The sequence below is a fragment of the Limosilactobacillus avistercoris genome (assembly GCF_014836425.1).
GTDB lineage: Bacteria > Bacillota > Bacilli > Lactobacillales > Lactobacillaceae > Limosilactobacillus > Limosilactobacillus agrestimuris.
In genome coordinates this window covers 21197-41770 of the sequence record NZ_JACSQW010000005.1, presented here as the reverse complement: position 1 = coordinate 41770, position 20574 = coordinate 21197, and the positions used below count along the sequence as shown (strand labels likewise).

Genomic DNA, 20574 nt, shown 5'->3' with positions numbered 1-20574 from the left:
ACTAATGGTTGAAGAAACAGTAGCATCTCCTGGTAAACGTCTTCGCCGGATTATGAGGATCATGCGTGAGTACCATTTCCTCAGTAATTTCTATCATCAAAAAAATCCAGAGGAAGTGTGCCAAGCACTAGAAGAACTTGGTCCAACCTTTATTAAGATGGGACAAATTCTTTCTACACGTTCAGATCTAGTTAGCCCTGAGTATATTAAAGCTTTTCGTAAGCTACAAGATGATGTACCAGCTGATGATTTTGCAAGTGTAAAAGCAACATTTGAAACAGAAACCGGAAAGAAAATCAGTGAAGTATTTAAAAGCTTTGATGAGAAGGCATTTGCTTCAGCTTCAATTGGGCAGGTTCACCATGCAGAGTTAAAAGACGGAACACCTGTAGTAGTTAAGATCCAGCACCCTGACGTCACAAAATTAGTAGATACCGATTTGACACTATTGAAGCGCGCTGTCGAATTATTAAAATACGTTCCAACAGGGATTACGGTTGTCGATCCGGTTAAGATTTTTAATGCATTAAGTAGCTCATTAAAAAGTGAAATTGATACAATCCAGGAAGCAAAAAATGGTATTGAATTTTACCGACTTAATAATAGACAGTCAATCATTCGGGTTCCTAAAGTATATTTTGAATATTGTGCACCCAAGATTTTAGTTAACGAATTCATGCCAGGGAAGAGTATCAAGCATTTAGCAAACGAACCTCTGGATAAGGAAGATCCGAAACGGGCAAAAGCACAACAAACGATTCGTCATGAGATCGCTCAAGCTTTAGTAAAGAACTTCCTTAAACAGGTCTTCGTGGATCATTTCTTTCAAGCTGATCCGCATCCAGGAAATATTTTAATTCATAAATTAACGAAATCTGAGTCTCAGGACGATCAGTTTGAAGTAAGTAAAAAGGTTGAAAAACAAGTCGGTAACACTAACTTTAGTTATCAAAAAGAGGTCGCACTTCCCTCATACCGGGTTATTTGGATTGACTTCGGAATGATGGGCCGGATTTCCCCATCAACTGCGGACGGGATCGCTAAAATTGTGTTAGCAATTAATTCACAGGACATTCACGAAATTGGCCAATCAATTATTCCAATGTGCGATCAAGTCGGGCCCCTTGATGAGCAAAAATTTTATCGTGATCTTGGCCGTTTCTTACGTCCGTACTTAAATGCAGGCTTGGCAGACATTAATTTTACCAAGATGCTCTACCAAATTGTTCAACTATGCCAAAATAACAACTTGCAAATTGATTCTCAAGTAACGATGCTAGTTCGGGCTTTTGGTATTTTAGAAACGATCATCGCTAAATTAGATCCATCCCTTTCAATGCTTGAAGTTGCTCGTCCATTTGGTCAGCAATACTTAAAGCAACATTTTAATTTCCGGACTCAGTTAGATAATAGTTTGTGGAGTAGTTATCGCGCCGTCAAAGCGATTACTCAAATGCCCGGAAAGTTAAATACCTTCTTTGACGCTGTCGGTGGTGGGGATGCACGAATTAATTTCCATTATTCTGATCAGGACCAATTATTGAAATGGGTTAGCCGAATTGTTAACCGGATTATTGTTGCAATTATTTTGGCAGCAATAATTGTTGGTTCTTCTTTGTTGGTAGAGGGAAGCTCCGATCATCCCCACATTTATCGTCTTGGTGTTTTAGGTTACTCATTAGCAATTATTATCATAGTAGCAATGGCAATTAGTGAATTGCTTCAACGGTACCGAAAACATCGCCGGCGGAAAAAGGAGTACGGTAAGAAATGATTATCTTTGCATTTGCATTGTTAATTATCCTTTTATGGTGGCCATTACCGAAAAAGAATGAATGGGCTCTCTGCTGGACTGGAATATTATTAATCTTAATTGGTGGTCAGATTTGTTATCCAGAGAAAATAACGGCAATTAGTTTAGGGACAGCTAGTCTCCTGACATGGTTAGAACTAATTAGCATTGTTTTAATTCGGCGCTTTTCCAAAGAAAGTCGGTTAGTTAGGGATAATTACAAGGCCTTTGCTTTAATCCTTCTTAATCTCGTCTTTTGGCTTCCACTATTGTTTAAACCTGCTGAACAATTCTCTTGGTTTGGACAACAAGTTATTTTTTGTGCGCGGGTAGTTAACGGTATTACTACATTGGGCTTATTGATTTTCTGGGGATCTACAATTATCCTTCAAGTGTTTTCAAAGCCAGTTAATGCGGATTATTTTATAGTCCTTGGTGCCGGTTTACGCCACGAAAAAGTTCCCCCAGTCTTAGCGGCACGTTTACAGCAAGCAATTTCCTGTTGGCAATTAAATGATAAATCAACCATTATTGTTACTGGTGGTCTTTTACATGGAGCACAATTATCGGAAGCACAAGCAATGGCAGATTACTTAATAAGTCATGGTATCCCTAAGAATAAAATATTATTAGAGGAACAAGCAAAAAATACGTGGGCTAACCTTCAAAATTGTCAAAAGTTGCTTCAAAGCCGGATTAAACCGAAACAAAAGGTAGTAGTGGTTACTAGTTCTTTTCATGTATTACGGACCAAAAGCTATTTACGGAGACTAGGCTTAAAATGGTCGCTAAGCCCTAGTAGGACACCATGGAAATTTCAATCATTAACTGTGATTCGGGACTATTTAGGGATTCTTCGTGACCATTACCGAAGTTGGCTCGGGTTATTGATTATAGTAATTATTATTGGTGAACTTTGGCGATACTAAAAAGAAGTAGTTTGTTTTTCAATACGAAATTAGCCGCTGAGCTCTCCTAGAAGCATAAAAAGGCCTCCAGTATTCGGTTTCCCTGAATATTGAAGACTTTTTGTGTATTATGTAATTCTCAACTTCTTCTATTTATTTGCGTAAACCGCAACTTCAATTAAATTCTTGTCCGGATCGTGAACATAGATGGAAGTCATTGCTCCCTCAGACCCATGTTTTTCTATCGGCCCTTCAACAACATCAACATAGTAACTATTAAAGTGATGCATAATGTCATCAACCTTATCACCAGCAACAAGGCAAAGATCGGCGGATCCAACAGTTGGACGTTGGGCTACCAAATTAGTTGGTCGATCAGCCTTTTGAAGACGGATTAATTGGTGACCACACCGTAAAGTAATTACACTATCATTACTTTGTTGATCGATTACTGGCATATCAAATACTTCATGGTAGAAACGCATTGATTCTTCAAGGTTACTAACGGTCAAGACAACATGGTCGATTCTTCGCATTTTCATAATTAATTCCTCTTTTCTCGGCTATTATTATACGATGTTGGGATTTAAATTGGCAAACGGTAATCCAAAGCGTAAAATCGATTGGTGTAAATAGGGGGATGAATTAAAATGAAAATTAAAAATCTAATTGCTGTTGCTGGCTTTGCATTTTTTGGTGGGATCTTCCGCTATTTATTCAGCACTAATTTAAATGAATGGGGAATCTTGATTGCTAATCTAATCGGCTGCTTCTTATTGTCATTTCTAACCTACTATGTAATCGAACGGGATCTTTTAGCAGGGTGGTTGAACTTAGGCTTAGGAACAGGATTAATTGGCGCATTCACAACCTTTTCCTCCTTTACGACTAGCGTTATCAACTTAGCAAAGACTAATTTTTTAATTGGTAGTGGTTTTTTCCTTGTTAGTCTTTTGGGCGGTTTTTCTGCAGCATTAATTGGTTACCTCCTAGCTAAATTACTAGTTGAAATGGAGGACGAATAGATGATTTTAGTTGGTCTTGGTGCTTCTTGTGGGGCACTTTTACGCTACCTATTTACTTACCTTTGGAAGAAAGCGCGAATTGATTGGCCATTGGCAACACTATTTATTAACCTTACTGGAGCGTTTTGCTTAGGATTATTAATTCATAATTTTCCAAGTGGTCAATTTACCATGCTCTTTTGGGAAACAGGCTTTCTAGGTGGATATACTACTTTTTCAACATTAAATACTGAATTAATTACTATGTATAATGAACGCCAATGGAAAAGTTTGCTATTTTACGGCTGCCTAACTTATTTTGGTGGACTTTGTCTAGCATGGATCGCATTGCACCTTTAGCTAAGAAAGAAGGTATTTTTTTGGATAAGAGTAAAGCAACAACAATTCCCGCAGAAATTGAAGTGCGGGGTGGCCGCGTCCATAATTTAAAAAATATTAATGTTAATATTCCATTGCACCAATTTGTGGCTATTTCTGGCTTATCAGGGTCTGGGAAAAGTTCACTTGCAATGGGAATCTTATACGAAGAAGGTTCACGCCGCTATCTAGAGGCACTGTCAACCTACACACGGCGACGCATTAAGCTTGGTGCTCAAGCACAGGTTGACAGTGTTAAACATATTCCCTCCGCACTTGTACTTCATCAACGTCCTTCAGTTCCTTCAGAACGGGCAACGGTAGGAACAATGAGTGAGATTTTTAATGTTATTCGTTTGATTTTCTCCCGTCTCGGTTCTCCAGTTTGCCCAAATGGCCACCGGTTAAAACCAAGTCTAAAAATTGCTCAAGCAATGAGTAAATCTGGTGATGAGATGGGATTAGTAACTTGTCCAGAGTGTGGAACTAAGTTTTATGCTTTTAGTGCTGAAGACTTTGCTTTTAATTCTGATGGTGCCTGTCAACGGTGTCAGGGAACCGGACGTGTTCGAGAATTAGATGAAGATAAGTTAATCGGTGATGAAAATCTGACGATCGACCAAGGTGCAGTGGCGTCTTGGCACCTTCCGGGACGGAACTTTATGCCACAAGTTGCCGAGCAGGCTGGAGTCCGAATTAACGTTCCATATAAGGAGCTCTCGGCAAAAGAGAAGGATTTCGTGCTAAATGGTCCCAGCAAAAAATATAAAATGGACTTTGTTTCAGGTACTGGACGCGTTTTTCATGACTTTAACGCCTTGTATGAAAATGCCCATGCTGCGGTTCTTGAATCTGCTAAAACAAGTAAGAGTGCTCGGGCGCAACAACGGATTAATGAATTTTTCCATACATCTACTTGTCCCGTTTGCCATGGCACACGACTTCGCCCTGAATTACTAAGTCAACTAGCCGGTGGCAAAAATATTGCGGAAGTTACGGACCTAACACTTGGTGAGCTTAATCAGTGGAAACAGGATGTTTTAAGTGAACTCCCTGCAAATATGAATAAGATGGCTACCGCAATTTTTAAACAATTTGATGATAACTTTCGACCGTTACTGGAACTAGGTTTAGATTATCTGTCTCTTTCGCGTAACGGGAATACTCTATCCACTGGAGAGTTGCAACGAATTCAATTAGCGCGAACGCTGCGAACGCAAACTACCGGTGTTTTGTATGTCCTTGATGAACCATCGATCGGACTGCATCCCGATAATATTAATGGCCTTCTTCATGTTTTTCATGAACTTGTTGATCAAGGAAATTCACTGGTCGTTGTCGATCATAATATTGATATTATTGACGCGGCAGACTGGGTAATTGAAATTGGCCCTGGTTCTGGGGCCGAAGGAGGAAATGTTATTGAACAAGGAACTCCAGCAGAGCTAAGGAAAAAGCCAAAATCATTAATTGGTCCATTCTTAAACGGTAGTGCAAAGATTAAAGTCCGTAAAACTACAAATACAAATGCATCGTCTAAAACGAGCTTTACTGTCACCAATTACTTTAATTTAAAGAAAGTAACTGCAACAATTCCGACGAATCAAATCACTGCAGTTACCGGCTTCTCGGGTGCAGGAAAAACTAGCTTAATCCTTGATAGCCTTGTTCCAGCGTTAAAAGCTCAGGAGAATAAAGAGCCATTACCAAAACAGGTTACGGAATTAACAACTCCAATTAAAAATGTGGTAAGTGTCGATGCCGTTCCGGTTGGTAAAAGCACCCGGTCGACAGTCGCAACTTATACCAGTATTATGGATAATCTTCGTCGCCTTTTTGCTGCTCAACCCGCAGCTAAGGAGAAGCATTGGACGGCAAGTTACTTCTCTTACAATAATAAGCAGGGAGCTTGTCCTAATTGTGGTGGAACTGGAATAGTAACGTTGGACATTCAATATTTGCCCGATATGCAACAGGTTTGTCCTGTATGTAATGGTGACCGGTACAATAAGGAAATTCAACAAGTTAAGTGGCATGATTATTCAATTGTTGATCTATTAAATTTAGATGTTCGCCATGCAATTCCGATTTTCAAAGATGTTCCTAAAATTCAACGCGAATTAAAACTTCTTGATGAAGTTGGCCTGGGATACCTTCATCTTGGTGAAAGCACACCAAGCCTTTCTGGAGGAGAAGCGCAACGTTTAAAGCTTGTTAAACACCTTAATCGTCAGCAAAAAACAACCCTGTTTGTCTTTGATGAACCCTCTGTCGGTCTTCATCCTCTAGATGTTCAAGTACTCCTTCAAGTAATGCAACGGCTAATTGATCGTGGCGCAACAATTATCATTATTACCCATGACGTTAACCTAATGGTAAATGCAGATTACATGATTGATCTAGGACCGCGTGGTGGCCGAAATGGTGGTCAGATTGTTGCCCAAGGTCGTCCAGAAAAGCTGATCCAGCATCCGTATAGTTTAACAACCCAATACCTCGCAGAATTTGTCAATCGATTTCAGAAATAAATAGCCGAAAAAATAACATCTCCGTTAACCGCTTAGTTAACTTGAGATGTTATTTTACTTTTATTCAGCTTTTAATTGTGTCTTTCGATTTTCATCTACCTTTTTAATAATCAAGTAAATTCCAATCAAGATTACAATACAGATGGCAACACTAATGATTCGTTTAAGATTCCCCTTGAAAATTGCGTCCCCACCAAAGGCATAAAGGAATGACGTCGGTGCCATCCCCACCAAGACCATTGCCATGTATTGACGTCGATTAACATTCAATTGAGCTCCGGCATAATTAACAAGGATACTAGGAATAACTGGGATCATAAACCCAATTGTTAACCCAATTAAGGGGTGTTTTTGTTGCATTAGGGATTTAATCAGTTTATGCTGCTTAATCTTTTTAGAAAGTTTGATTTGCCTGATCAAACTCATCACAACACAGTTACCAAGAACATTACCCAGCCAATTAATGATAAAACCAAAGACTGGTCCATAACAAAGACCCGAAAGAATACAGATAAGTGAATTTGATAAGCCGGGAATGGCGTTTAAAACGGCAATTAAAACAAGCAATAGTAATGAATTAGCAATTCCGTGTGCCCGAATCATGTGAAGAAGTCTTTCCTTTTCATGAGGGACGGGATGAATCAAGAGGTCAATTTCAGGTTTATAGTTCTGATAGATAAAGACAATAATAATAATTGCTAAAAGGACCCCTAAAGCAATTAAGAGTTTCTTATTGAGAGTTTTTTTCTTCATAATGCACTTCGCTTTCTTAGTAATCAAGGCCAGCTTTTTTAAAGAGCTGAACAAGAGAAGATCGTAAAAGTGGGTCATGAGCGTAGATATATGTTCCATAAACGCCACGCTTAAACAGAACATTTAACGAGTTCATGATCATCCGTTCTTCAAGTGCCTTAATTTCTTTAGGATCTGTCAAGTCATCCCGTTTTTTAAATGCTTCGGAATCGGTGTACTTATCAAGGTTAATTTGCAACTTTTGAGTTCCAGGGATTTGGCTAATCGGTGGCCCAATAATTATCCCTGTATAATTTAAATCAAAGCCCTGACAGGTGTATATTGAACCAACCTCGTTAATTGTTTGTGGTAGTTCAGCCCAGGGAGTAACGGTATAGTTGTATTGATCCCAAGGCAAACTAAAACGGCCTTCTTTAATGTAATGCTTACCGCCATCTAAAGTTGAAGGGTAGCCGGAAGTAGAAAGAATTCGCGAAAGGCCGACCTCGTTATTCCGTTTGACAATTGCTTGCCGCATTTCCTCAGCATCATCATAAACCCGAAAATCATAATTTTGCTGACTATCAGTCGGAAAGGGAGTAAGTTCAAATTGATCGGTAAAGTGGTTAAACCAGTCTATTAGGTTATCACTAGCGGTCATCCTAAACTGATGGTGGAGATAATAATCTTGGTGTGGATATTGATGAGTAATCTTTTCCAAGCGTTTTGGGGTCCATAAGCTTTTCATTCTTAGCACTTGGTATTGATCAAAGACCAGGATAACCACTTTAGCTCGTTTAATAATTTCTACTAATTGATTGTCATGATAAAAATTATTGTAATGATCTGCTTTTGATAATAATAAATGAGCTTCGTCAATTACAGCAATATCAATCTTTTCTTGGCGCTTATCTAATTGGTTAATTAATGATGTTGGCCGTGTAAAATCTTTCTTATAGAGTTCTTTAATTGGACCAGCAATTTCACGGTAAACCTTTAGGATTTCGGGATGATTGACTAAAAAGTAGTTTTTAGTTTTAAAAAAAGGTGAGTGAGAATCTTGGCGAGCTGCTTTTTGAATTCTTTCAAAGAGGTTCGATAAGACAACACTTTTCCCCGTTCCCGCATCGCCGTAGATCGTATAGATTGCTGGAAAATCTTCTTTTATGTGTTTGGCAGCAAACTTAATTATAGAATTAACTAGGCGTTCTTGCTCTGAAGTTAAATCCTTAAATGGTGATAATTTTTCAGTGGCTTCATTAGTAAGCTGATTCAACGTTCTCATCCCTCTGTATATAATCATGTTTAATTTTAAATGAGGAAGCAACATTCGTCAATTTAGGGAGCGACGAATTTCTGCAGGAGTCCTAAAACGTGTTAAAATAAAATAAGTGTTTTAAATTATCTTTAAAAATAGTGTGAATAGATCATCGATCGGAAAGGGTGGCTCAGATGAATCGACATCCAGATTATCTTTTGAACCGGGTTAATAACCCAGCTGATATTAAATCAATGTCTCTTGAGCAATTAAAGCAACTTGCGACAGAAATGCGACAACTAGTTCTTGAAAGAGATGCGGCAATTGGTGGACACGTGGGACCAAACCTCGGCATTATGGAAACTGCAATCGCATACCATTATGTTTTTGATTCTCCTCATGACAAAGTAGTGTGGGACGTATCGCATCAATGTTACCCACATAAAATGTTAACTGGCCGCAAGCTTGGTTTCCTCGATCCGGATCACTATGGGGATATTTCCGGTTATACTTCACCAGAGGAAAGCGTACATGACTTTTTTGAGATTGGTCATACTTCCACTTCCGTTTCACTTGCCGTTGGTTTGGCTCAAGCTCGCGACTTAATGCATCCCGAATCAAATGATAATATTGTTGCTGTGATTGGTGATGGTTCACTAAGTGGTGGCTTAGCGTTTGAAGGGTTAAATAATGCCGCTAAACTTCACTCTAACCTCATTATTGTCGTTAATGATAATCAAATGGCAATCGATAAGGATCAGGGGGGCCTTTACAAGGGACTTAAAGAATTACGTGACTCTAATGGTAAGGCAGAAAACAATATTTTCAAGTTCATGGGGCTTGATTACAAGTACATTGCGTACGGAAATGACCTTCAAACAATGATTAATGCATTTAAGGACGTAAAGGATATTGATCATCCAATTGTTCTTCATGTAAATACCCTGAAAGGGAAAGGGTACCAGCCTGCAGTTGACGACAAAATGGACTGGCATTGGCAACCACCATTCGACATTAAGACCGGTAAGGTTAAGGAAACAACAAACGCTGAGAATTATAGCGATGCAATCTTAACTGAATTAGGAAAACAAATTGATGGTGGGGTACCAGTTGTTGCTTTAAATGCCGCAATCCCTGGAGTCTTCAACCTTAAACAATTCCAAGCTAAATACCCTGATCACTATTATGATGTAGGAATTGCTGAACAAGATTCAATAACGACGGCCGTAGCAATGGCAACTGCCGGTGCCCGTCCAGTTGTCTTTCAAAATAGCACGTTCCTCCAGCGAGCATACGATCAATTAATCCATGATATGGCGCTTAACGATGCACCAGTAGTAATGATTGTTCGTGGTGGGACGATTGCTTCTGATTCTGCTACTCATCAAGGAACGTTTGATATCTCAATGATTTCCAACCTTCCAAATATTGAATACCTTGCCCCAACAAATGTTGAAGAGTTGATTTCAATGTTAAAGTGGGCACTTAAACAAACTGAACAACCCGTTATTATTCGTGAACCAGAAAAGAAACTTCTTCATGGAAAAGCTAGTCAAGATGACTACAGTCTTATTCACTATGACGTTGCACGCGATGGTAGTGAAGTTGCTATTATGGCTGTTGGTGATTTTTGGCAATTAGGGATTGATGTCTGTGAAGAACTTCAAAAGAAGCTAAATATTAATGCTACATTAATTAATCCAAAATCATTAACAGGAATCGACCAAAACTATTTGCATCACCTTTCTGAAAATCATGATGTTGTTGTAACCCTTGAAGACGGCAACGTAAGTGGTGGATTTGGTGAAACGATTGCTCGCTACTATGGTCCAAAAGCTATGAAAGTTTTGAACTTCGGTGCTCCACGTGAGTTTGCGGACAATGTTCCCCTTGATGTACTTTACGAATGGTATCACTTAACTCCAGATCAAATTGTGGATGATATTGAAAAAGTTATTCACGCTCTTTAAAAATTAATTCAAACTTTTTTCGTGCAAAATTAAATTCCTTCCGTATTGGTATTATGTAAGCCAATTCGGGAGGAATTTTTATGTATAATAAGAAATCAATTATTAAGCAATGTGTAGGAATTACTTCAGCAACCGTTCTAATGACGATGGCTGTTACCGCAGGAACAAGTCATGCTGCTAAAAGCGATCCAAGTAGCATTACAAGTGGTCAACAATTTAATAACCAAGATGAAATTCGTCAGATAACAAGGACTATCAAAATTGATGATCCATATAAGGGGATGCAAACTGTTAAGCAAACAGTAATCTTCAAGAAAGTTGCTAACCAATGGCAAGCACTAACACCAAACTTTTGGTCATCATTTTTTGCTCCTAACTACGATGATTTTGAACCGAGTATTGTTCAAGTACGGGCCCAACCTGTAACAGCTGATGATCAAGAAGAAACTATTACCGTTACATACCACCAATATAAAATTCCTGAGCGACAACGATTAGTTGAATTCCGCCATACATTTTATGGCTATGATGATAATTTTAAATTTAATTCAATAACATGGAATAGCAAGCTTGTAAAGGTTGGTCAATGGTATGATTTCCCACCTGCTCCAAAGGGATTCGAATATTGCCAGCCAGAAGTCTTACCAAAACGTCTTAAACTGTATCAAACCGATCAAGAACCATTTCGTTTACTAATTCAACCAATTCAAAAGATCAACGAACAAGTTGGTGATAAACACGAGGAACAGTTGGAAGACAAAGAGCAACCAAGTAAAAATATTGATAAGGATAAAACATCTACTGACACCCAAACAAATTTGATTACCCATAATGATAACGAAACGCAAACAGAGAAAAATAAAGATCAAAATCAACAAACCGATTCTCCAGAAAGCAGGGATGGCGAGGTACAAACGGAGAAAACTGGCAAGGATAGTGGTAATCAGACAATGGCTCCGGAAACAAGTACCCACGACAGCCAAACTGAAGAAATAAAGACTAAGGATCAGAGAAATCAAACGCTCAAGCCAGAAGAGAAAGAAGGTAGCACTCAAACAGACTCAAATACTAAGGATCAAATTACGCAAACAGAGTTAACTAGTCATAATAACGAGGAAACACAAACCGAGGGGAGTACGGATCAAGGACAACAAACTGTCTCCCCTGAAAGTAAGAATGGAGAAGTACAAACAGAACAGATAGGGAAGGATGGTAATAGCCAGACATCTGATGCTGAAATAAAGTCCGAGGAGAGCCAGACCGAGGAGCCTCCATCTAAAGATCAAGAAAGCCAAACATCCAAGCCAGAAGACAAAGAAGATGGTACTCAGACAGCCTCAAATAGTAAAGAGCAAGATATTCAAACAGTAGATCCTGTAACTAAAGAAGACGGGGCACAAACTAATTCAGAGGGCGTAGATCAAACTATTCAAACCGAACTAATTTCCCATAATGATGATCAAACCCAGACTGAAGGAAGTATGGATCAAGGACAACAAACTGACTCCCCTGAAAGTAAGAGTGGAGAAGTACAAACAGAACAGATAGGGAAGGATAACACTAGTCAAACAATTGAAGCAAAAGCAATTTCAGATAGTGCCCAAACTGAAAATACTATAACTGGTAATCATACTACCCAAACAATAATGCTTGTAACAAAAGAAGATTACTCACAAACAGAATCGAATGATGTAGATCAAAGAACTCAAACCAGATTAAGTCTTAATGATCACTCAACACAAACTGATAATTTAGGAGGTATCGATTCGTCAACCCCAACTGATGAGGTAATTAACCATCAAGAACAGATAAAATCTACAAAAAATGAAAACGATGATTTACCAAAATCAGAAGATTCACAAATCGAGGAGCGTATCCAGGATAGTGAATCACCAAATACTACCTGTTTTAATCATGAAAGTTTAGGAATGAATGATACAAGCATCCAACAACTCCTTGATCGAGATTCAACATCATTAAAAGAACTAAGTAATAAGAAAAATGGCATTACTAAAAACATGGGAAGAGGAAAAAGACTTCCTCAAACTGGTAATCAAACTGATAATAAGACAACGCTCATTGGAATTATGATTACTGGATTAGTAAGCTTTTTGACAATGTTATCTTGGAAACATCGAGAGAAAACAGGAAAAAAGGCAAAAAAAGACTTGCATTTTTAATTTTCTAATAGTATTCTAATGATATTGAAGAAATGAATTGGAGGAATTATTATGTTAAGTCAATATTCAATCATACAAAGTCTAACCTCCACCTCAACCACAACAACAACTACCGTGGTTGAGTACCTTTAATATCTAATTAATTCTGTAAGTTAACAGCTACCCAGAAGTTACTCAACCGACCATTAAATGTTTTGGACCTGGTTGAGAGGGCTTTTTGGGTAGCTTTTTTAGTTAAAGGAAATGGGGAGTTAGACATGAGTGAGAATAAAGCAAAATTAAATCGGACGATGACGCCTGGACAAATGGAAATGATTGCCATCGGTGGAACAATCGGTAGTGGTCTTTTCATGGGGGCAACATCCACCATTAAGTGGACTGGGCCTTCTGTCTTGTTAGCATATGCCTTTGTTGGGTTAGTCCTATACGGGGTTATGCGTGCTTTAGGTGAACTGATTTATATTAGTCCAGGAACTGGTTCGTTTGCTGATTATGGATCAAAATACATTCATCCGGTTGCCGGGTATTTAACAAAATGGAGTAACGTCTTCCAATTCATCATTGTGGGAATCTCAGATATCATTGCAATGAGTCAGTATTTAAACTATTGGTGGCCTGAACTTCCTGATTGGATCTCCGGTCTAATAATGATTATCATCCTCACATTAGCAAATCTTGTTTCAGCGAAAGCCTATGGTCGTCTGGAATTCTGGTTTGCGATGATTAAAGTCGTTACGATTATCGCAATGATTATCCTTGGTTTACTGGTAATTATCCTTGGACTTGGTAATCATTGGCAACCGGTTGGGATTTCTAACTTATGGTCTCACGGTGGCTTCTTTACGGGTGGTTTTATGGGATTCATGTTCTCACTATCCGTGATTGCCGGTTCTTACCAAGGAATTGAATTATTAGGAATTACTGCAGGAGAAGCTGAATCTCCCCGTCACGCAATCGTAAAGTCTGTTAAGTCTGTTATTTGGCGGATCTTAATCTTCTACATTGGTGCTATTTTTGTAATTGTTTCCATTTATCCATGGGACGAACTAAAAGCTGTTGGTTCACCATTCGTTGAAACCTTTACAAAGGTCGGAATTACTGGAGCAGCCGGAATTATTAACTTTGTTGTTTTGACTGCGGCACTTTCAGGTGCTAATTCCGGAATCTATAGTGCTAGTCGAATGCTTTTCAAACTTTCTGTTGATGGTGAAGTGCCAAAATTCTTTAGTAGACTATCCAAGCGCATCGTTCCTAACGTTGCAATTTTAACGATTTCGTTCTGGATTTTCCTCGGCTTTATCGTTAACGAATTAATGTCAATTTTTAGTTCAGCAGCCCAGAACATCTTCGTGATTGTTTATAGTTCTAGTGTTCTTCCCGGGATGGTTCCATGGTTTATTATCCTCTTATCAGAACTTCACTTCCGTAAACAACATCCAGAACAATTAAAGGGTCACCCATTCAAGATGCCACTCTATCCCGCATATAACTATTTTAGTTTAATTGCGCTAACGGTTATCTTACTCTTCATGTTCTTTAACCCAGATACACGAGTTTCAGTATCAGTTGGGGTTATCTTCCTGGTTATTATGACCATTATTTACCGGATTCGTGTTCATGCAGGAAAAGAAAAATAAAATACTTTAAAACTAAAGCAGCTTTGTAAATCCTTAATGGAAATTACAAAGCTGCTTTTATGTTAACTATTGGTTAATCGCTGTAACAGCACCCGTAGCATAATTAATTGAGATATTATTTTGTACATTAGGGACAAAAACATTAAATTCTAACGAACCATCACTAGATTTTGCCTCAATATGAGCACCAGCAGGAACAATATTTTTGCCATCGTAAATATCTGTAACACGATAACGAACTTGTTTGTTCTGGTCTAGGGCCTTTCTGACAAGACTCTCGTAATAATTTTGTCCGGTCGAGTTTTTACTCCGTGCTTCATTTGCCCAAGCTGTTTGAGTTGCAATATTGGCTGGATTGGCTTCAGAAGCATTAAAGCCCCGAATTCCCCCAACAAGGGCGTATCCCAAAAGGTGTCCGCGATCATAAGCATGGCCATAGCCACTTTTAAGGTTATGTGCCTGAAGAAAGCCAGCTGGGCGCCAGTCAGTTGCACCGTTCCCGGTAGCTGCACGTTTTTTATACTGACGTGTTGTTTTGTTTAACCATGCATCTCCTTGACATGCTCGCCCTTGCTTATCTAAGTGATTGACTGCATAGGGTGCACTAGCAATCCGAGCATTAAGGTTTGTCCGGTTATTATTAATAATAAACGCACCAGCATTATTCCAAGCAATATTTGAGCCAAGTTGTTGTCGAACGCCAGGAGTTAAGATTGAACTGGCTTGCCTCTGGCTCGGTGGAAGTGCTTGTTGGTGATGATAGTTTGTCTTCTTTTGCTGGGTAAGTTGGCTTATTCGGTTTAAAGACGCACTTGTTAATTGGGGATTTTGAATAACACCAGTAACTACTAGTAGACCAAGCAGAACAAAAACAAGGTGGTAAAGTCGCTTTTTGAATCTCATAGGTTCACTCCATTCTTTACTATTCGCGTTCTATTTTACTCGTTTGAACATACGTTTGGAATGATTTATTAAAATTAATCGGTAATTTTAGGTTAAATGAGCAGAAAATGCTACCTTTAGCTGATAGCACCGTCCATTATCCTAGAATTACTTGCAAAAAGCGGTTAAATAGTCGAAAATAAAACTAATATATTTATCGATAGAAAAGGATTATGGTCATGACAGAAACTTCTGATATAAGAAAAATTCACATTGCTTTTGACGGTCAGGATACACCACCATTAAAGATTCACCAGTTATTTGATCCGAAGAAGTATGATCAATTGATTGGGATTACCGGGGAAATTACAGCTGATTTTATTAATAAGTATCTTAGTAAGTTTATTAGCGTTAATATTGCGTTAAGTTCTGAATCAACTAATAGACTAAGTGCTGATGAAATGATCACTAAAGTTGCGCTAACCAATGCACTTCTCAGTTCTGCAAATAAAGAAGCTGCAAAGATCTTTTCTGCGTTAACTAGCGACAATCAGACTAACGTTCTTAATAGTCTTTTTCGAATTTCAATTGCGCCAACGCAGGTAATTCATTCTAAATTTTACCTATTGAGTAACTCAATAACACATGATACCCGAGTTATTCTTGGCAGCGTTGATTTAACTGATGCCTCTTTTGATGCTCAACGAAACCAATTTGAAGAAGTACTAGTTTTTGATAACAATATTCGTTTATACCAAAATCTTGCTGATCACTTTAAAAAAGATTTAAAGCCGGTATTACGTCCTTTCTTTACCACTAACTTAGTAAAGGCTGCTCAAAAGCAGATTGAAGAAAGTAAAAAGGACCAAGCCAATAATAAACAAGAGAGTACTGGCCCTGTTATTCTTGATAATGAAACAACAGACAAGATTGCTGAGACGGATATGGTTGATCTCATTAAGCATGATGTTCAACACGATATTGATCATGAACTGATTCCCGACATGATTACTAAGTCAATGCGTAATGTTACCATGGACCGGTCTCAAACTAAGGAAAAAATTGCTAAGCAAGTAAAACAGCACGATACAATTTATACTCTGCAAAAAGAGGCCGTTTCACCACGAGCTGCTAAGCCTAAATTAAAGACTCGGGAAAAGATTACTAAGCAGGTTCAAGATGCCTTAATTAGTGGAATGTCACCACAACAACGGGATGCTGAAAAGAAATATACGACCTTCTTATACGATCGACCAATGGAACGGAACATTGCAAATAATAATAGTGGTCTCTATGTTCCAAATGATACTGGGACACACCCAATCCCGTTTGGGAAAATTGCAACGATTTCTGAGATTCGGGACGGACTAAAAAGTATTGATGCCGTAATGAAAGGGTACCAGCAGTTTGTTGTGGACTATGATGCCAATTACGGAAAACGATTCTTTGAAGCAATTCTTTATAGTTTCACTGCGCCATTTCTCTGGGAAATTCGGGCAAAATCTAGTTTAAACCCTGAAGATGGCAATGATGTTCCTAATTTCCTTGTGTTAGGAGCTACCGCTGGTTCTGGGAAATCAACTCTTCTTCGAATTATCAACCAATTAACATGGAATTCAGATCGGTCATTGATTGATTTTGGAACAATTTACCCATCACAAACACCACAAAAAAAGACCAAGACAGTTGAAGTCATGGAACATTACATGAAGTTAGGTAGTTCATACCCAGTTCTAATGGATGAGATTGAACCCTACTTCTTCCAACAAGATCAATATAGTCGGCACTTAGTGGTTGATATTATGAATGAATTAGTTAACCATCCCCAACCAATTGCTCCACTAATTGGAACAACGAACTATGATTCTGGCTTTACAATGCTTCGGGAAACTGCCCGCCGTACCTACTATCTCCAGATTGATAAAGTAATTGATGAATCACAAAAGGGTGCTGCAAATCAGTATATCTATAATGTACGAAAGACCCTTAATAATACCTTATTTAAGGATTTTGTAATGCGGATGGCTAACCTTCTCGAAGATGATGAGACACCATGGCGCGACTTTAATTCAACGACTGGTCGTCTTGATTTCCTTGCGATGACTCGGCAATTGTTTAAGAACTATTACGAAATGGCTAATATGCCATTACCAGACTACTTCTCCGAAACGATTTGCGATGACTTTAAGGAAAGTTCACGAAATCGGTGGGCTAAACTATACTTAACTCAACAAGATGATTTCCAATATCGGCAGGGGGATAAAAGCCTCTTATTTGATATTTCCAAGCTCAATACTTTCAATGGATTCACAGCTGATAGTATTGAAAAATACCGTAACGCTTTACCAATTGAACTTTGTGTTGATGGAATAAATGGTAAGCGGGGGAAATTTGTTGAAATTAAAGCTCCTGAATTCTTCAGATGGATTGGTGAACATAATCCTTATGAAGAAACCGAAACAGACTCTACCGAAAATGAACAAGAGAACAATGTTATTGAAGAAAAGCCAAAGAAGAAGGGCTTCTGGGCTCGTTTATTTGGCTAAAATTGAACCGAGATGATTAGTGGATGCGACGGTTATTTAAAAGTTCTGCCGCAATTATCGGTATTTTACTGATCTTAGTACTGGTTATTCAGTTTGTAGTTCTATTACCACTACCTAATTCATCATTAAAGTCAGGCAATTACCGTTCAAATACTTATTACAGTAAAACGCCAACGATAATGATCCCGGGATGGGGCGGCAACACAACTACTTACCATCAAATGACGAACTACTTTGAAAAGAATGACTATGCACAAAAGGTAATAACTGTGTGGGTATCACCGACTGGAACAGTTAAAACAAGCGGAAACTACACCGATCAACGGAATGCCCTTATTCAAGTACTGTACAATTGGAACTATAATGCTACTTATCATCCTCAAGTACATCAGCTCACTCATGTCCTCCAGGTTCTTCATAATCGATACCATATTAATAGAATGAACGTTATTGCTCATTCCTATGGGGGAACTGAATTTATTCATGCTTATATGGGTTCAAAGCAATTACAACGGCAAATTCAGCTTCGTAACATTGTTTTCCTTGGTGTTCCAGTTGAAGAAAGCTTTGGAGTTAAAGTAAAATTTGTCCCTAACCTAAATCGGAAGTCTAAGGACAGAAATTTCCACCAATTGGAACGGCAAATGAAAAGCTGGAACCCTAATTCAACTGTTAAGATTTTAAATATTATGGGTGGAACTGATGATGAAGTTCCCCGGATTCAATCCGAAATGCTTCAGACACTCGTTAAAGTTCACCCAGATATTCAGTACCGCCAGGTTATTGTCCCTAAGACTAACCATTTTCAACTCCATGATCGTACGGTTATTCTGCAACGGGTTGCTAAAATGTTATGGGTGAAAAGGTGAATAAAAGGAGGAATGATATAATGCAAAAAGAACATGGCCAGGTTACCGGAATTATCTGGCGTGGTCCAGATGACCTTGCACTTTATCAATTAGTTAAGCAATATGCTGAAAAACAGTCCCTGACAGTTTCTGCTGCTGTGAAAGAATTAGTTAAAATCGGTCTTAAGGAAGCAATGAGAAAATAAAAACAGGTCCTCGCTATAACTTCTCCAATGTTTACGAGAAGATAGTTGAGGACCTGCTTTTACTTATTTTTAAGGTAAAATGCCAGGCAAATTAGCAACAAGAGAACGATGATTGCCAAGCGCGGATTTAATTTGAATAACTCATGCATTGCATGAACTTGGCCAATACCAACGGGCAAGGAAAACAAAAAGACCAACTCCTTATGAATATAGGTGTTGGTCTTATTATCATTGATTTAATAAAAAGTTGCAATGAATTACTAGTTGATGTCCTTCGTATTCTTAGCACGGTCTTGAAGTCTGAAGGAGAGGATTAATGCAATAACAACTAAAACAATTGTAAAGTAAATTCCATAGTGGAATCCATTAGTGAAACGAACCGCACCATTTCCACTAATGTTGGCTCGACCAAGTTCTAAGAAACTAGTTGCGAGCGCAGTTGCTAGTGCACCAACAATTTGTTGAAGGGTATTAAGAATTGTACTTCCATCAGCTGATTCTAAACCGGTTAATGAGTTTAATGCACTTGTTTGTGAAGAGGACATTGCTAACGGACAACCAATCATCAAGATTACGTGAGCTGCAATAATAAATGCGATTGATGAATGATCTGAAGCGCAAGCAAACATGATCGCACCGATTAAGGCAATGATAAAACCAATGATTGCGGGTTTCCGTGCACCAATATTATCATAAAGTCGTCCTGCCAATGCTGATGTAATAGCATTAATAATTCCACCTGGAAGCATGATAATCCCGGTTAATGCAACTGGTACCATCAAGCCATTCTGTAAGTAGTTTGCCAATAAGTACATTGCAGATAAGATAATTCCAAAGTCAAGCATCACAAGCAATGCTCCAGTAGTAAATGCTGATGTCTTGAACAATCTTAAATTCAAAATTGGTTCTTCAAGGTGAAGTTGACGATGAACATAAACTCCTAAAACAACAACACCGATTACCAACGCAGAAAGAACTGGAACAGAGAGCCAACCGTCACGACTTGATAAACTAGCACCGATAACTAAACCAGAGAAACCAACTGCTGATTCAATAATGGAAAGCCAGTCAACATGTGGCTTTGTAATATTGTTAACGTTATCCAATGAAGTAATTGCAAATATCAATGCAATTGCTAGGAATGGAATAAAGAACCAGAAAATCCACCGCCAGGAAAGCTTAGCAAGGATCAATCCAGTAAGGGTTGGTCCAATTGCTGGGGCAAACATAATAACTAGTGCACAGATTCCTAATACTGCACCAAGTTTTTGAGGTGGGAAAATTTGCATTGCAACAGCAAACATCAATGGCAAGATTAAACCTGTCCCAATCCCCTGGATCATTCGTCCAGCGAGACCAATTGGGAAACTACCTGCGCAGGCTGAAATAATCGCACCGATAATAAAAACGCTTAAACCAAACACAACAATTTGCCGGGTAGTGAACCACTTAGAAATTAAACTAGATAATGGCAAAATGATCCCAATTACAAGCATGTACCCTGTAACTAACCACTGAATTGTTGCCATATTAACGTGTAACGACAAGATTAACTTAGGAAGGGCAATGTTAAGTGAAGTTTCACTTAGCATTCCAACAAAAGCCCCCAAAAGCATGGCAACCATTGCTAGTTTGGGGTGATTAATCTACTTTCGTGCAGCATTCTTTTGAGTATTATTCATTATTTTCTCTTCACTCCTTTTAT

General features: G+C 38.5%; 16 protein-coding genes. 11 read left to right on the top strand and 5 right to left on the bottom strand.

Annotated elements, in window-relative coordinates:
• Window positions 1–4 precede the first annotated feature (4 nt).
• Window positions 5–1774 carry an ABC1 kinase family protein gene (locus H9564_RS02930; protein ID WP_191684049.1) on the top strand — a complete coding sequence of 590 codons (1770 nt, stop codon included), beginning with the start codon at window positions 5–7 and terminating at the stop codon, window positions 1772–1774.
• Window positions 1771–2721 carry a YdcF family protein gene (locus H9564_RS02925; protein ID WP_191684048.1) on the top strand — a complete coding sequence of 317 codons (951 nt, stop codon included), beginning with the start codon at window positions 1771–1773 and terminating at the stop codon, window positions 2719–2721. Before H9564_RS02930 ends, H9564_RS02925 begins: the two co-directional genes overlap by 4 nt.
• Before the next feature lie 128 nt (window positions 2722–2849).
• On the opposite strand, the gene H9564_RS02920 is transcribed toward H9564_RS02925, so the two are convergent.
• The gene (locus H9564_RS02920; protein WP_191684047.1) at window positions 2850–3242 is read right to left on the bottom strand and encodes a VOC family protein; all 393 of its coding nucleotides are present in this window, start codon (window positions 3240–3242) and stop codon (window positions 2850–2852) included.
• A 108-nt stretch (window positions 3243–3350) separates the two neighbouring features.
• Between H9564_RS02920 and H9564_RS02915 the strand changes: the two genes are divergently transcribed.
• The 3 genes from H9564_RS02915 to H9564_RS02905 are packed head-to-tail and all read left to right on the top strand — an operon-like array spanning window position 3351 to window position 6610.
• A complete protein-coding gene (locus tag H9564_RS02915; RefSeq protein WP_191684046.1) occupies window positions 3351–3725 on the top strand; it encodes a fluoride efflux transporter FluC in 375 nt (124 codons plus the stop codon).
• On the top strand, window positions 3726–4064 hold the full coding sequence (locus tag H9564_RS02910) for a FluC/FEX family fluoride channel (protein WP_191684045.1): 339 nt from the start codon (window positions 3726–3728) through the stop codon (window positions 4062–4064). It begins immediately after the preceding gene.
• Window positions 4065–4084: 20 nt separating this feature from the next.
• Window positions 4085–6610 carry an excinuclease ABC subunit UvrA gene (locus tag H9564_RS02905; protein ID WP_191684044.1) on the top strand — a complete coding sequence of 842 codons (2526 nt, stop codon included), beginning with the start codon at window positions 4085–4087 and terminating at the stop codon, window positions 6608–6610.
• Between the two features lie 60 nt (window positions 6611–6670).
• Here the strand turns inward: H9564_RS02905 and H9564_RS02900 are convergent, their stop codons facing one another.
• On the bottom strand, window positions 6671–7363 hold the full coding sequence (locus H9564_RS02900; protein ID WP_191684043.1) for a TVP38/TMEM64 family protein: 693 nt from the start codon (window positions 7361–7363) through the stop codon (window positions 6671–6673).
• Window positions 7364–7379: 16 nt separating this feature from the next.
• Window positions 7380–8627, bottom strand: coding sequence for a DUF2075 domain-containing protein (locus H9564_RS02895; RefSeq protein ID WP_404804671.1), 1248 nt, complete (start codon window positions 8625–8627; stop codon window positions 7380–7382).
• A gap of 167 nt (window positions 8628–8794) precedes the next feature.
• On the opposite strand from H9564_RS02895, the gene H9564_RS02890 reads away from it, so the two are divergent.
• From H9564_RS02890 to H9564_RS02880, 3 genes are all read left to right on the top strand, one after another.
• Window positions 8795–10570, top strand: coding sequence for a 1-deoxy-D-xylulose-5-phosphate synthase (locus tag H9564_RS02890; RefSeq protein WP_191684041.1), 1776 nt, complete (start codon window positions 8795–8797; stop codon window positions 10568–10570).
• A gap of 80 nt (window positions 10571–10650) precedes the next feature.
• Window positions 10651–12750 carry an LPXTG cell wall anchor domain-containing protein gene (locus H9564_RS02885; protein WP_191684040.1) on the top strand — a complete coding sequence of 700 codons (2100 nt, stop codon included), beginning with the start codon at window positions 10651–10653 and terminating at the stop codon, window positions 12748–12750.
• 257 nt (window positions 12751–13007) lie between these two features.
• Entirely contained in the window at window positions 13008–14387 is a 1380-nt protein-coding gene (locus H9564_RS02880) for an amino acid permease (protein ID WP_191684039.1), read from the top strand.
• Window positions 14388–14453: 66 nt separating this feature from the next.
• On the opposite strand, the gene H9564_RS02875 is transcribed toward H9564_RS02880, so the two are convergent.
• On the bottom strand, window positions 14454–15290 hold the full coding sequence (locus tag H9564_RS02875; protein ID WP_191684038.1) for a DNA/RNA non-specific endonuclease: 837 nt from the start codon (window positions 15288–15290) through the stop codon (window positions 14454–14456).
• Between the two features lie 212 nt (window positions 15291–15502).
• On the opposite strand from H9564_RS02875, the gene H9564_RS02870 reads away from it, so the two are divergent.
• Genes H9564_RS02870 through H9564_RS02860 form a run of 3 tightly spaced genes read left to right on the top strand, consistent with a single transcriptional unit; the run spans window position 15503 to window position 18869 of the window.
• The gene (locus H9564_RS02870) at window positions 15503–17815 is read left to right on the top strand and encodes an ATP-binding protein (RefSeq protein ID WP_404804670.1); all 2313 of its coding nucleotides are present in this window, start codon (window positions 15503–15505) and stop codon (window positions 17813–17815) included.
• A gap of 23 nt (window positions 17816–17838) precedes the next feature.
• The gene (locus H9564_RS02865; protein WP_191684036.1) at window positions 17839–18684 is read left to right on the top strand and encodes an alpha/beta hydrolase; all 846 of its coding nucleotides are present in this window, start codon (window positions 17839–17841) and stop codon (window positions 18682–18684) included.
• A 20-nt stretch (window positions 18685–18704) separates the two neighbouring features.
• On the top strand, window positions 18705–18869 hold the full coding sequence (locus H9564_RS02860) for a hypothetical protein (protein WP_191684035.1): 165 nt from the start codon (window positions 18705–18707) through the stop codon (window positions 18867–18869).
• Between the two features lie 260 nt (window positions 18870–19129).
• Here the strand turns inward: H9564_RS02860 and H9564_RS02855 are convergent, their stop codons facing one another.
• A complete protein-coding gene (locus H9564_RS02855; protein ID WP_191684034.1) occupies window positions 19130–20494 on the bottom strand; it encodes a DHA2 family efflux MFS transporter permease subunit in 1365 nt (454 codons plus the stop codon).
• Between the last annotated feature and the right edge of the window lie 80 nt (window positions 20495–20574).